The sequence below is a fragment of the Bacillus sp. N5-665 genome, assembly GCF_022637375.2.
GTDB classification, from domain to species: domain Bacteria; phylum Bacillota; class Bacilli; order Bacillales; family Bacillaceae_G; genus Bacillus_A; species Bacillus_A wiedmannii.
This window is the reverse complement of the sequence record NZ_CP093325.1, coordinates 1,571,264-1,584,821: the sequence shown is the minus strand read 5'-3', so window position 1 is coordinate 1,584,821 and position 13,558 is coordinate 1,571,264. Positions and strand designations below refer to the sequence as shown.

13 protein-coding genes are annotated in these 13,558 nt (G+C 38.0%); all 13 read right to left on the bottom strand.

Translation table 11 applies throughout. The features are described from left to right. Window positions 1-8: 8 nt before the first annotated feature. Window positions 9-1,151: a 1-deoxy-D-xylulose-5-phosphate reductoisomerase gene (gene dxr, locus MNO09_RS10730; protein WP_000790369.1), complete on the bottom strand. Its 1,143-nt coding sequence runs from the start codon at window positions 1,149-1,151 to the stop codon at window positions 9-11. Between the two features lie 23 nt (window positions 1,152-1,174). After that, window positions 1,175-1,966 (bottom strand): phosphatidate cytidylyltransferase, encoded by a 792-nt coding sequence (cdsA, locus tag MNO09_RS10725; protein WP_000813578.1) that lies wholly within the window; start codon window positions 1,964-1,966, stop codon window positions 1,175-1,177. Between the two features lie 17 nt (window positions 1,967-1,983). Beyond that, complete coding sequence (gene uppS / locus MNO09_RS10720; RefSeq protein ID WP_000971311.1) at window positions 1,984-2,760, bottom strand: undecaprenyl pyrophosphate synthase; 777 nt, start codon at window positions 2,758-2,760, stop codon at window positions 1,984-1,986. 85 nt (window positions 2,761-2,845) lie between these two features. After that, window positions 2,846-3,403, bottom strand: a complete 558-nt coding sequence (gene frr / locus MNO09_RS10715; RefSeq protein WP_000531506.1) for a ribosome recycling factor — start codon at window positions 3,401-3,403, stop codon at window positions 2,846-2,848. A gap of 2 nt (window positions 3,404-3,405) precedes the next feature. Beyond that, complete coding sequence (gene pyrH / locus MNO09_RS10710; protein ID WP_000042667.1) at window positions 3,406-4,128, bottom strand: UMP kinase; 723 nt, start codon at window positions 4,126-4,128, stop codon at window positions 3,406-3,408. Between the two features lie 66 nt (window positions 4,129-4,194). After that, the gene (tsf, locus tag MNO09_RS10705; protein WP_001018585.1) at window positions 4,195-5,082 is read right to left on the bottom strand and encodes a translation elongation factor Ts; all 888 of its coding nucleotides are present in this window, start codon (window positions 5,080-5,082) and stop codon (window positions 4,195-4,197) included. A 103-nt stretch (window positions 5,083-5,185) separates the two neighbouring features. Continuing rightward, on the bottom strand, window positions 5,186-5,887 hold the full coding sequence (gene rpsB, locus MNO09_RS10700) for a 30S ribosomal protein S2 (RefSeq protein WP_000111484.1): 702 nt from the start codon (window positions 5,885-5,887) through the stop codon (window positions 5,186-5,188). Window positions 5,888-6,236: 349 nt separating this feature from the next. Next, window positions 6,237-7,016, bottom strand: a complete 780-nt coding sequence (gene codY / locus MNO09_RS10695) for a GTP-sensing pleiotropic transcriptional regulator CodY (protein ID WP_000421290.1) — start codon at window positions 7,014-7,016, stop codon at window positions 6,237-6,239. 77 nt (window positions 7,017-7,093) lie between these two features. Then, entirely contained in the window at window positions 7,094-8,485 is a 1,392-nt protein-coding gene (hslU, locus tag MNO09_RS10690) for an ATP-dependent protease ATPase subunit HslU (RefSeq protein ID WP_000550070.1), read from the bottom strand. 22 nt (window positions 8,486-8,507) lie between these two features. After that, the gene (gene hslV / locus MNO09_RS10685) at window positions 8,508-9,050 is read right to left on the bottom strand and encodes an ATP-dependent protease proteolytic subunit HslV (RefSeq protein WP_000526271.1); all 543 of its coding nucleotides are present in this window, start codon (window positions 9,048-9,050) and stop codon (window positions 8,508-8,510) included. A gap of 42 nt (window positions 9,051-9,092) precedes the next feature. Beyond that, window positions 9,093-9,992, bottom strand: coding sequence for a tyrosine recombinase XerC (gene xerC, locus MNO09_RS10680; protein ID WP_001101249.1), 900 nt, complete (start codon window positions 9,990-9,992; stop codon window positions 9,093-9,095). 65 nt (window positions 9,993-10,057) lie between these two features. Continuing rightward, on the bottom strand, window positions 10,058-11,362 hold the full coding sequence (gene trmFO / locus MNO09_RS10675) for an FADH(2)-oxidizing methylenetetrahydrofolate--tRNA-(uracil(54)-C(5))-methyltransferase TrmFO (RefSeq protein WP_000211997.1): 1,305 nt from the start codon (window positions 11,360-11,362) through the stop codon (window positions 10,058-10,060). A gap of 48 nt (window positions 11,363-11,410) precedes the next feature. Next, window positions 11,411-13,489 carry a type I DNA topoisomerase gene (gene topA, locus MNO09_RS10670; protein WP_001286953.1) on the bottom strand — a complete coding sequence of 693 codons (2,079 nt, stop codon included), beginning with the start codon at window positions 13,487-13,489 and terminating at the stop codon, window positions 11,411-11,413. Window positions 13,490-13,558: the final 69 nt, after the last annotated feature.

Genomic DNA, 13,558 nt, shown 5'->3' with positions numbered 1-13,558 from the left:
CACCTTTGCTAAATTTGTTCCATCACAAACCGTCTTGTGGCTGCATCAATTTCCAGAATTTCCTCTAAGCTCGGACGTGCAATGACATTGTGATGGTTCATTGCTTTTTCAATGAGGTCTTCCACTGTTAAGAAACCAATTCTCTTTTGTAAAAAAGCTTCAACAGCTACTTCATTCGCTGCGTTCATTACAGCTGGCATACTTCCACCTGTTTTTCCAGCTTCATACGCAAAACGTAGGCAACGGAATCGTTCTTGGTTCATTTTCTCAAAATGCAACGTCCCTATTTCCCATAAGTTTAACTGTTTTGTGTCTGATAGAGGCAATCGATCAGGATATGTAAGTGCGTATTGAATTGGTACTCGCATATCAGGTGAGCCAAGCTGTGCCATTACACTACGATCTTCAAATTCAACCATAGAATGGATAATACTTTCTTTATGTAAAACAACATCGATTTGCTCATAAGGGATACCAAAAAGCCAATGTGCTTCAATTACTTCTAGCCCCTTATTCATCATTGTAGCAGAATCAATTGTAATTTTCGAACCCATTGACCAGTTTGGATGTCGAAGCGCATCTTCTACGGTCACATGATGCAATTCATCTCTCGTTTTATCACGGAAACTTCCACCGGAAGCCGTTATAATTAGTCGAGAAATTCTTTTTTCATTTTCACCATTCAAACATTGAAAAATAGCTGAATGTTCACTATCTACTGGAAGTAACGAAACATTATGTTTTCGTGCCGCTTCCATTACAAGATGCCCTGCAGTTACTAACGTTTCTTTGTTTGCAATTCCAATTGTTTTTTTCGCCTCAATTGCACGAAGTGTTGGTAACAACCCTACGCTACCTACAACAGCATTTACTACAATCTCCGCATCTGGATGTAATGCTACTTCTAAAAGCCCTTCACTACCATATACAACTTTTGTATTACCAGAGACAGCTTGTAATTTTAAAACATCTTCCTCTCTTTGCACAGAGACGATTTGCGGAGAAAATTCTTGAATTACCTTTACTGCGTAGTCAATATTTTTCCCTACAGAAAAAGCAACGAGACGGAATTGGTCTGGGTGCGAGCGTAATACATCTAAAGTTTGTGTACCAATTGATCCGCTTGCACCTAATAAACTAATGTTTTTCATGACTCCAACCCCTCGTTCATTTATTAATTGTATTGTAATAAGAAGTAGAGAATTGGTAAAACGAATAACCAACTATCTGTTCGATCTAATATACCACCATGTCCAGGTAAAATTGTACCTGAATCCTTTACGCCATAATGACGTTTAAATGCAGATTGTACTAAATCACCAATTTGTCCAAAAATAGAAATGATAATTGTCAACACAATTAAAATCCCTACATTAGCCTCAACTGGGAAGAACATATTGTAAACAAGTGCCACAATAATTCCACAAACGATGCCACCTAACGAACCTTCAATCGTTTTATTTGGACTAATTTCTGGCCACAACTTCCTCTTTCCTAATGCCTTTCCTACGAAATATGCGCCTGAATCAGTAGCCCATATAACAAATAATGCACAAAACACATATTTAATTCCTAATATTCTCGTTTCATTCAAATATAGGAATCCCATTCCAACATATGTTGTTGCCATTAGTAAAAATGAAGCATTGTCAAAAGTAAATGTATTCTTAGAAAGGACTGTATATGATAAAAGTAATAAAACAATCACAAATGTGATTTCTAATTTACCTAATCCAATCTGCGTAAACAGTTCTGATGCACTACTTGGAATTAAAATAATCCATAATAATACTGCAGCTAAAACTGTTGGTATTGAAATAAGCGTAAGCTTATTCATACGAATTAATTCATATAAACCTATAGAAGCAAGTGCATACACTAAAACCGTAAAAGGCACGCCACCGTAAATTACGATGGGAATGAATAGCGCGGCAGCAACCACTCCAGTAATAATTCTCTGTTTCACTACCAAACCCTCTCTTTCTACACGCCTCCGAATCTGCGCCCTCTATGCTGAAAGTCTGTAATCGCATTTAGCAAATGTTCCTCGGTAAAATCTGGCCAATACACATCTGTAAACCAAAATTCCGAATATGCAATTTGCCATAACATGAAATTACTAATACGTAGCTCTCCGCTCGTACGGATTAACAACTCTGGGTCAGGTAAAGAACTCGTCATTAAATAAGAAGAAAGCATTTCTTCACTTACATCTTCAACACGAATTTTTCCTTCCTCACTATCTTTCACCATATGTTGCACAGCAGAAACGATTTCATCTCGACTTCCATAGTTTAACGCGAAATTAAGAATTAATCCCGTATTCTCTTTCGTATCTTCCATGGCCTTTTCCATCGCTCTGCGTGTATGCGTAGGAAGACGATCTTGTTGTCCTATTACTCGGACTTGTACGTTCTCTTCAATCAATTCTGGTAAAAATGTACCTAGAAATTCTTCTGGAAGCCTCATTAAATAGTCAACTTCCTTTTTCGGTCTTTTCCAGTTCTCAGTTGAAAAAGCATAAAGAGTTAATACTTTCACATTAAGTTTGCTTGCAAATTTTGTGATTTTCTTTACAACTTGCATGCCTTCATGATGTCCCGCAATACGAGGCATCGCTCTCCTCTTTGCCCATCTTCCATTACCATCCATAATGATGGCAATATGTTCTGGGATGTATCCTTTTTTCACTTTTTCAACGAGATGATCAAACGATGCGACCTTTTTACTTTTAAAAAAAGGAAAGTTTTTAAACATCATTCATACCCTCCAGCAAGCAGACGTATGCCTAAAAGTGTAAAAAGACCCCCTTAAGAAGAGGGTCATATTTGCGAAGGTATCGCTATTACACTTCCATGATTTCTTTTTCTTTGTTTTTTGCGATTTCGTCAACTTTTGCAATATATTTATCTGTTTCTTTTTGGATATCTTCAGTATATCCTCTTAAATCATCTTCTGTAATATCGCCAGCTTTTTCAAGCTTCTTAAGATCATCGTTACTGTCACGACGTACGTTACGAACAGCAACTTTTGCTTCTTCAGCATATTTTTTCACAACTTTTACAAGATCGCGACGACGCTCTTCTGTTAATGCAGGGAATGCAATACGAATTACAGTTCCATCATTAGAAGGATTTAAGCCTAAATCTGCTTTTAAGATTGCTTTTTCAATATCACCGATAGAAGTTTTATCATAAGGTTGAATTACAAGTAAACGTGCTTCTGGAACTGTAATGTTCGCTAATTGCACAACAGGTGTTGGTGCACCATAGTAATCAACTTGTACCTTATCTAATACAGACGAGCTTGCACGACCTGCGCGAACTGTTGCCAATTCACGAGAGTAAGCAGCAACTGCTTTTTCCATTTTTTCATTTGAAGACTTCAATACTTGTTGTCCCATATTTATTTCCCCCTTACAACTGTTCCGATATTTTCGCCTAAAACGGCACGTTTAATGTTACCTTTTTCCATAACTGAGAATACAATTAATGGAATATCATTGTCCATACATAAAGAAGAAGCTGTTGAATCCATTACACCTAAACCTTCTTTTAATACATCTAAGTAAGTAAGTGTTTCGTATTTCGTAGCTGTTGGGTCAAGAGATGGATCTGCATTATATACGCCATCTACATTGTTTTTCGCCATTAAGATAACGTCTGCTTCGATTTCCGCTGCACGTAGTGCTGCTGTTGTATCTGTAGAGAAATATGGGTTACCTGTACCTGCTGCAAAGATCACAACACGTTTTTTCTCTAGATGACGAACTGCTTTACGACGAATGTAAGGCTCTGCTACTTGACGCATTTCGATTGAAGTTTGAACACGAGTTTGAATTCCAATGTTCTCCAGGCTATCTTGAAGAGCTAATGAGTTCATAACTGTTGCTAACATACCCATGTAATCCGCTCCAGCACGATCCATTCCCATTTCACTTCCGATTTTTCCACGCCAAATGTTTCCGCCACCAACAACAACAGCAACTTCTACATCAAGTTCTGCAATTTCTTTCACTTGTTCCGCAACTGATTTAATAACAGATGGGTTAATTCCAAATCCTTGTTCGCCAGCTAACGCTTCTCCGCTTAGCTTTAATACGACACGATTATATTTCGGTTTACTCATAATGAACCTCCAATTGCTTACATCTTTATTTTAAAAAAGGGAACACAATGTGTTCCCTAATCTGTATTAGTTACTACCTTTTACTTGGTTCATTACTTCTTCAGCAAAGTTGTCTTCGCGTTTTTCGATACCTTCACCAACAGCGTAGCGAACGAATCCTTTTAATGTTCCGCCTTTTGACTCAACGAACTGACGAACTTTCATATCAGGGTTTTTAACGAATGCTTGGTCAAGTAAGCAAATTTCTTCGAAGAATTTGCCAAGACGGCCTTCAACCATTTTTGCAACGATTTTTTCAGGCTTGCCTTCGTTTAAAGCTTGTTGTGTTAATACTTGACGCTCATGCTCAACTTCTTCAGCTGTTACAGCATCGCGGTCGATGTATTTAGGGTTAACTGCTGCGATGTGCATTGCTACATCTTTAGCAGCAGCTTCGTCAGTAGAACCTTCAAGAACTGTTAATACACCAATACGTCCACCCATGTGTAGGTAAGCGCCGAATGCATCAGCATCAGTTTTTGTTACGATTTCGAAACGACGAAGTGTAAGTTTTTCACCAATTTTAGCGATTGCTTCGTTGATGTGCTCTTCTACTGTTTTGCCGCCTTCAATTGTTTGAGCCATAGCTTCTTCAATGTTAGCTGGTTTGTTAGCTAATAAGTGAGCAGCTAATTCTTTAATTAATGCTTGGAAACCTTCGTTTTTCGCAACGAAATCAGTTTCAGAGTTTAATTCTAAGATTAAACCTTCGTTACCGTTTGTTTCGATGAAAGTTAAACCTTCAGCAGCGATGCGGTCTGCTTTTTTAGCAGCTTTTGCAATACCTTTTTCACGTAAGAAGTCAATTGCTTTCTCCATGTCGCCATTAGTCTCAGTTAAAGCTTTTTTGCAGTCCATCATACCTGCGCCTGTTTTTTCACGAAGTTCTTTTACCATTTGTGCAGTGATTGCCATATTTTTCATCCTCCTAAAATATGTATTTATACCTTTTATAAAGGTGTTTATACCTTAAAAAAGGTGATAAAAGGCCGAACCCCTTATCACCTTTCCAAATTTGTTACGCAGTAACAGTTTCTTCACCTTGTTTTGCTTCAAGGATCGCGTCTGCCATTTTAGATGTAAGAAGTTTTACAGCACGAATTGCATCATCGTTTGCTGGGATAACGTGATCGATTTCGTCTGGATCACAGTTTGTATCAACGATACCGATGATTGGAATGTGTAATTTGCGTGCTTCAGCAACTGCAATACGCTCTTTACGAGGGTCTACTACGAATAATGCACTTGGAAGACCTTTCATATCTTTAATACCGCCTAAGAATTTCTCAAGACGCTCTAACTCTTTTTTAAGTTGAACAACTTCTTTCTTAGGAAGTACTTCGAAAGTACCATCTTCTTGCATTTTTTCAATGTCTTTAAGACGCTTGATACGCTTTTGGATTGTTTGGAAGTTTGTTAAAGTTCCACCTAACCAACGTTGGTTAACGAAGTACATACCAGCACGAGTTGCTTCTTCTTTAATAGCTTCTTGTGCTTGTTTTTTAGTACCTACGAATAAGATGTCTCCGCCTTCAGCAGCGATGTCACGCATCGTTCTGTAAGCTTCCTCAACTTTTTTCACAGTTTTTTGTAAGTCGATGATGTAGATACCGTTACGCTCTGTGAAAATGTAACGCTTCATTTTTGGGTTCCAACGACGAGTTTGATGTCCGAAATGAACACCAGCTTCAAGCAATTGCTTCATAGAAATTACTGACATAATATAGTTCCTCCTAAATGGTTTTTGATATCCTCCGTTTACTTCATCTCTAAGCGAAACTACAAACGTAGCACCAACACTTAAATCAGTAAACGTGTGTACTTTGTACTGACACCACTGCTTACTATATCATACTGAAATATTACAATCAAGTCGAAAATGCGAACAATGTAAAACTTTCTTTGTTCACACTCGAATTCTAGTATTACCAACCTGTATTTCCTTTAAGCAAAAAAATAAAATTCAATTCATAGCTTTTCCGAAAAATACGATTATGACGCTATTTACAAACAACATCAATCTTTTATACAAAAAAACTCTCCTCAAAAAATGAGGAGAGTTTTATAAATTAGTTTGTTTTTAATTTAGCAAGTTCCTGTAGAAACTTGTCATTTAGCACTTTAATGTATGTTCCTTTCATGCCTAAAGAGCGAGACTCAATAACACCAGCACTCTCTAATTTACGAAGTGCATTTACGATTACAGAACGAGTAATTCCTACGCGATCAGCAATTTTACTTGCAACAAGTAAACCTTCTGTTCCATTTAATTCTTCGAAGATATGCTCGATTGCTTCTAACTCACTGTAAGATAATGAGCTAATTGCCATTTGAACAACAGCTTTACTACGTGCTTCCTCTTCGATTTCTTCTGCTTTTTCACGTAAGATTTCCATACCTACTACAGTTGAACTGTATTCAGCAAGGATTAAATCATCGTCTAAGAACTCTTGACCAAGACGAGCTAACACTAATGTGCCTAGACGCTCACCGCCACCAACGATTGGTACGATTGTAGTTAAACCTTGACCGAATAATTCTCTATTTTCTACTGGGAATGCTGTGTAAGCACTGTTTACATCTAAGTTTGAAGATGTTTCTGTAATGTTGAATAAGCTTTGCGTGTATTCTTCCGGGAATTGACGCTCTGCAAGCATTTGTTTCATACGCTCATTCTCAATTTGTTGGTGAATTGCATAACCTAGTAATTTACCACGACGGCTTACTACGAATACGTTCGCTTCGATTACTTCACACATTGTGTCAGACATTTCTCTAAAGTTTACAGGCTTTCCTGCTGCGCTCTGTAATAACGCATTTAATTTTCTTGTTTTTGCTAATAATTCCATTTCAAAAGTTCCTCCTACATGTTACTTACATATTTTTTCATCACTTGGAAACTAGGGCGAGTCACCTGATGACACTATTACAAAATAAACTGGCTCACATCTTTATTTTTAGCAATCGTTGCTAATTTCTCCTCAACGTATTGAGGTGTTATCGTTATTTTCTCTAACGTAATTTCAGATGCTTCAAACGATAAATCTTCAAGGAGTTTCTCCATAATCGTATGAAGTCTTCTTGCTCCAATATTATCTGTATCCTGATTAACTTGATAAGCAATCTCAGCAATCTTACGAATAGCTTCGTCTGAAAATTCAATTTCTATACCTTCAGTCGCTAATAAAGCCATATATTGTTTAATTAACGCATTGTCAGGCTCGATTAATATTTTAACAAAATCATCTGTCGATAATTTTGTTAATTCTACTCGAATCGGAAATCTCCCTTGCAGTTCCGGAATTAAATCCGACGGTTTAGACATATGAAACGCTCCAGCTGCAACGAATAAAATATAATCCGTTTTTACTGATCCGTATTTTGTCGCAACATTCGATCCTTCTACAATTGGTAAAATGTCACGTTGCACACCTTCACGTGATACATCTACGCTATTCGACTGCTTACCAGCAATTTTGTCAATTTCATCGATAAAAATAATCCCGAGCTGTTCAGCACGATAAACAGCCTCTTGTGTAACTTCATCCATATCAATTAAGCGCTGTGCTTCCTCATTTGTCAAGAGTTTTCTTGCTTCTTTCACAGAAAGTTTACGTTTTTTTGTTTTTTTCGGCATAAAACTTCCTAATGCATCTTGGAAATTCATTCCCATTTGTTCCATGCCAGTTCCTTGTAACATATCGAACATGGAAGACTGTTGCTCAGTCACTTCAATCGATACAATTTCATCTTCAAGAAGTCCTGCAGCAAGCTTTCTTTCCACATCTTGACGTTTCTTTTCGATTTCAACATCTTCCTGTGCATCCGATGTTTGATTTGAATTTTGAGCACCGCCAAATAGCATTTCTAATGGGTTTTTAAATCCAGATTGTTTCTCCGGACTCGGTACTAAAATTTCAACAAGACGTTGGTTCGCTTGTTCTTCTGCTTTGTCTTGTACTTTAATTACCATTTCTTCTTTCACGATACGAACTGACGTTTCCACAAGGTCACGTACCATCGATTCTACATCTCTACCTACATATCCAACTTCTGTAAATTTGGTAGCTTCAACCTTAATAAAAGGTGCTCCAACGAGTTTCGCCATTCGTCGTGCTACCTCTGTTTTACCAACACCTGTCGGTCCAATCATTAAAATATTTTTAGGTGCAATTTCATCACGTAGATTTTCAGCTAATTTACTTCGACGATATCGATTTCTTAAAGCTACAGCAACCGCTTTCTTCGCATCTTTTTGACCGATAATGTATTGATCTAATTTTTCCACAATTTGACGCGGAGTAAAATGTAAATGCATATAAAATGCCTCCCTTACGATTCTACAATTCTTCCACAATTATATTGTGGTTTGTATAAACACAAATATCGCCAGCAATATCTAAACTCGCTTTCGCAATTTGCTTCGCTGTTAAATGTTCACTTGCATATTGCTTTAAAGCACGACCTGCAGAAAGCGCATAATTCCCACCAGATCCAATCGCTAAAATACCATCATCCGGTTCAATCACTTCTCCTGTACCTGAAACAAGAAGCATAGTTGTTTTATCCATGACAATGAGCATCGCTTCTAGCTGACGTAACATTTTGTCGCCACGCCATTGTTTTGCCATCTCAACTGCAGCACGCTGCAAGTTCCCATTGTACTCTTCTAATTTCCCTTCAAACATTTCAAAAAGAGTAAATGCGTCAGCAACGGAACCTGCAAAGCCAGCTAAAACTTTCCCTTGGAAAAGTTTACGGACTTTACGAGCTGTATGTTTCATTACAACTGCATTTCCCATTGTCACCTGACCATCTCCAGCCATTGCACATTCTCCATTATGATGAACTGCAAATATCGTTGTAGCGTGGAAATTTCCCATAGAAAAAACTCCTTTATATGTTTTTATAGCTTTAAAAGCAATTTATGCCCGCGGGTGATGCTTCATGTAGACCGAACGCAATCTTTCTTTAGAGACATGCGTATAAATTTGTGTTGTCGACAAATTCTCATGACCAAGTAGCTCCTGTACAGTACGTAAATCTGCCCCTTCATCTAACATGTGTGTAGCAAATGTATGCCTTAACATATGGGGACTTATCCGCATTGTCAGTGAAGCCTTCTTAATGAGTTCGTTTAATACATAACGTACCCCTCGACTTGTTAGCGGCGTGCCTTTCGCATTTAAAAATACCATATGAGAGTGTTCTTCAGTTTTGTGAGCTAACTGTTTTCTCCCGTTCTCTATATAAGTAATTAAAGCATCTTGCGCATAGCTTCCGAACGGAATATACCTTTGTTTTTTTCCTTTTCCCATTACTAAAATTGTTCCCACCGCGAAGTCAATATCGGTAAGTTGTAAATTGACACATTCACTCACACGGATTCCAGTCGCATACATCAACTCTAATAAAGCTTGATTCCTTTGACCTAGCGGCGTTTCCGTATCAGCAACTTCAAATAATTCCTCTAATTCTTCAGCATATAAAAACTTTGGGATTGACAATTCTTTTTTGGGGAGTGACGCAAGTGCAAACGGATTATCTTTCCGATAACCTTCACGCATCAAAAAACGATATAAACTTCGTAAGCTTGATACTTTTCTTGCGACAGATTTACGGGCTAACTTTTCATCGTGCAACGTCGTTAAGTACAAACGAACATCCGTGTATGTAACATCTAAAAAAGAGGATATGCCTTCTCGCTCCATAAATTGCACAAAATGTTCTAAATCATTTTGATAACTTGCAATTGTATATTTTGAATAATTTCTTTCAATTTGTAAATATCCAACGAATAATTGTAACAATTTCTTCACATTCACACAATTCACCTCAATAAAGGCTACTAAATCGTATCACAACTTAGTAGCCTTTGCAAGAAATTTAACTAAATATTTACAAAATTTTGAATTGTTTCTAAAGCGCGTGTTGCATATGCTTCATTTCGTTCTGCTTTCCTCTTAACTTTCTTCTCTAACGGTGCAAACAAACCGAAGTTTGCATTCATTGGCTGGAAGTTTTTCGCGTTTGTCGCAGTAATATAATTCGCCATACTTCCCATTGCAGTTACAGGCGGTAACACAACCGGTTCTTCACCTTTCACAAGTCGAGCAGCGTTAATACCCGCTAGTAATCCTGACGCCGCTGATTCAACATATCCCTCTACTCCAGTCATTTGACCAGCGAAGAATAAATCATCACGTTGTTTATATTGATATGTTGGACGAAGCAAGTTAGGTGAATTAATAAACGTATTACGATGCATTACACCATAACGTACAATCTCTGCGTTTTCCAGTCCTGGAATCAACTGTAACACTTCTTTTTGTGGTCCCCACTTTAAATGCGTTTGGAAACCTACGATATTGTATAACGTTCCTGCTGCATCATCTTGACGTAACTGAACAACAGCATATGGCGTTTTTCCTGTTTTCGGATCTTCTAATCCAACAGGTTTCATCGGTCCAAATACTAGCGTCTGTCTTCCTCTACTTGCCATAACTTCTACCGGCATACAACCTTCAAAGAAAATTTCTTTTTCAAATTCTTTTAAAGGTACTGTTTCAGCAGCAATTAAAGCCTCGTAAAAACGGTCAAATTCCTCTTCCGTCATTGGGCAGTTTAAATATGCAGCTTCACCTTTATCGTAACGAGACTTTAAATATACTTTATTCATATCAATGCTGTCTTTCTCAACAATCGGTGCTGCAGCATCATAGAAATAAAAATAATCTTCACCTGTTAATTCTTTTAATTGTGCAGCAAGATCAGGAGACGTAAGTGGACCTGTCGCGATAACAGTAGGTCCTTCTGGAATTTCAGTAATTTCTTCATTCATTACAGTTACGTTCGGATGGTTTTTCACATACTCCGTTACCTTTGCCGCAAATTCATGACGATCTACAGCTAAAGCCCCTCCTGCTGGTACAGAGCACTCATCAGCTGCACGAATAATAACAGAGTCCATTAAACGCATTTCTTCTTTAATAACACCAACAGCGTTTGTTAATGTGTTTGCGCGAAGCGAGTTACTGCATACTAACTCTGCAAATTTATCTGTGTGATGAGCTGGCGTTTGCCTTACTGGTCTCATTTCATATAATTTTACTTGGACACCACGTTTTGCAATTTGGTAAGCTGCTTCACTTCCTGCAAGACCTGCGCCAATGACGTTTACTACTTGTGTTGTCATATTTATCACCTTTCCTTTTCTTCCCGAAAAAAATGTGAGCAGTTACGCTCACATTTGTTGTTCTTCTTCATAATCACACGAAATACATTGTACTTGCACGCCTTTTTTCAACTTCTTCTCTACAAGCATACCTTCGCACTTCGGACATTTACGACCAATTGGTTTATCCCAAGATACAAAGTCACACTCTGGATACGTACCGCATCCATAGAAAAGACGTTTCTTTTTATTACTACGGCGTTCAATAATTTGACCTTTATCACACTTCGGACAAGTAACACCGATTTCTTTCACAATCGGTTTTGTATTACGACAATCTGGGAAATTCGAACAAGCCATAAATTTCCCGTATTTACCCATTTTAAAGACCATTGGGTGATCACACAATTCACAGTCTTCCCCAGCTGGTTCATCTTTAATTTCCACTTCACGCATTTCTTTTTCCGCTTTTTCTAAACGCGGTTCAAAGCCTACGTAGAAATCATCAACAATTTTTACCCAATTCGCATTTCCTTCTTCTACTTCATCAAGACTTTGCTCCATGTTAGCAGTAAATTCAATGTTAATAATTTCTGGGAAAAACTCTAAAATAAGTTCAATTACTATTTCACCAAGTTCAGTTGGAACGAAGCGTTTATTATCCAAACCTACGTATCCACGTTTTTGAATCGTTTCAAGTGTCGGCACGTAAGTCGACGGTCTTCCAATTCCAAGCTCTTCAAGTGTTCTTACTAGACGAGCCTCTGTATAGCGCGGCGGAGGTTGTGTAAAATGTTGCTTCGGTTCTAAATCCTTCGAAAATACCGTTTCCCCTACTTCTAAAGGTGGCAACATTTTATCCTTTTCTTCAGCCCCGTCATCTTTCGACTCTACATACACTTTCATAAATCCTGGAAACTTTACAACCGATCCACTTGCACGGAACTGAACATTGTTATTAATGAGTCTAGCTGTCACAGTATCCATTATAGCAGACGCCATTTGACTTGCAACAAATCGCTCCCAAATCAGTTTATACAACCGAAGTTGATCACGACTTAAGAAACTCTTTAGTTCCTCTGGCCTTCTCATTACCGAAGTAGGACGAATTGCCTCATGCGCATCTTGCGCGTTCGACTTTTTCGTTTCTTTCTTCTTTTCTGTCCCTATGTATTCCGCACCAAACGCCTCAGTAATGTAAGTACGCGCCTCTGTTTGAGCTGTTTCTGAGATACGTGTTGAGTCAGTTCTCATATACGTAATAAGACCTACAGTCCCTTGCTTTCCAAGATCTATACCTTCATACAATTGCTGCGCGAGCATCATTGTTTTCTTTGCTCGCATGTTTAACTTACGCGCTGCCTCTTGTTGCAAGGAAGATGTTGTAAACGGTAATGCAGGATTACGTTTTCGCTCTTTTCGCGTTACATTTTCAACTGAAAACGCATTATCTTTCATCTGTTCAATTATTTCATTCACTTGCGTTTCATTCGTTAATTGAACTTTTTCACCATCTACACCGTAAAAGCTTGCTTCAAATGTGTCTTTCCCCTTCACAAATTCTGTCTTAATTGTCCAGAATTCTTCAGGCTCAAAGATTTGAATTTCTTTTTCACGTTCGATAATTAAACGAACTGCTACAGATTGTACGCGTCCTGCACTTAATCCTTTTTTTACTTTCTTCCATAATAAAGGACTAATATTGTAACCAACCAGACGATCTAGTATACGCCTTGCTTGTTGTGCATCTACTAAATCCATATTAATCGCACGAGGGTGTTTAAATGATTCTTTTATTGCATCTTTTGTAATCTCATTAAACACAACTCGACAATCTGATTCAACGTCCACATTTAACGTATTGGCTAAATGCCAAGCAATTGCTTCCCCTTCGCGGTCTGGATCGGCCGCGAGATAGACTTTCTTTGCTTTTTTGGCCGCTGATTTTAAATCTTTTAAGACGGGACCTTTACCACGAATGGTAATATACTTCGGGGTGAAGTTGTTCTTTACTTCTATCCCCATTTGGCTTTTAGGTAAATCGCGAACGTGTCCCATAGACGCGACAACTTTGTATTTTTTCCCTAAATATTTCTCAATGGTCTTCGCCTTAGAAGGCGACTCCACGATTACGAGGTAATCTGACATGCTAGTGCCTCCTTAAGAGGTGGATTCAAGTCTTCATCAATCTTATTGATTTCTCTTGTTTTTGTCAAT

What these genes read in the sequence shown, in the direction of transcription:
- dxr (WP_000790369.1), bottom strand. Translation starts at nt 1,151, where the DNA reads ATGAAAAACATTAGTTTATTAGGTGCAAGCGGATCAATTGGTACACAA.
- uppS (WP_000971311.1), bottom strand. Translation starts at nt 2,760, where the DNA reads ATGATGTTTAAAAACTTTCCTTTTTTTAAAAGTAAAAAGGTCGCATCG.
- frr (WP_000531506.1), bottom strand. Translation starts at nt 3,403, where the DNA reads ATGGGACAACAAGTATTGAAGTCTTCAAATGAAAAAATGGAAAAAGCA.
- pyrH (WP_000042667.1), bottom strand. Translation starts at nt 4,128, where the DNA reads ATGAGTAAACCGAAATATAATCGTGTCGTATTAAAGCTAAGCGGAGAA.
- tsf (WP_001018585.1), bottom strand. Translation starts at nt 5,082, where the DNA reads ATGGCAATCACTGCACAAATGGTAAAAGAACTTCGTGAAAAAACAGGC.
- rpsB (WP_000111484.1), bottom strand. Translation starts at nt 5,887, where the DNA reads ATGTCAGTAATTTCTATGAAGCAATTGCTTGAAGCTGGTGTTCATTTC.
- codY (WP_000421290.1), bottom strand. Translation starts at nt 7,016, where the DNA reads ATGGAATTATTAGCAAAAACAAGAAAATTAAATGCGTTATTACAGAGC.
- hslU (WP_000550070.1), bottom strand. Translation starts at nt 8,485, where the DNA reads ATGCATTTACATTTTACTCCGCGTCAAATTGTGGAAAAATTAGATCAA.
- hslV (WP_000526271.1), bottom strand. Translation starts at nt 9,050, where the DNA reads ATGGGAAATTTCCACGCTACAACGATATTTGCAGTTCATCATAATGGA.
- trmFO (WP_000211997.1), bottom strand. Translation starts at nt 11,362, where the DNA reads ATGACAACACAAGTAGTAAACGTCATTGGCGCAGGTCTTGCAGGAAGT.
- topA (WP_001286953.1), bottom strand. Translation starts at nt 13,489, where the DNA reads ATGTCAGATTACCTCGTAATCGTGGAGTCGCCTTCTAAGGCGAAGACC.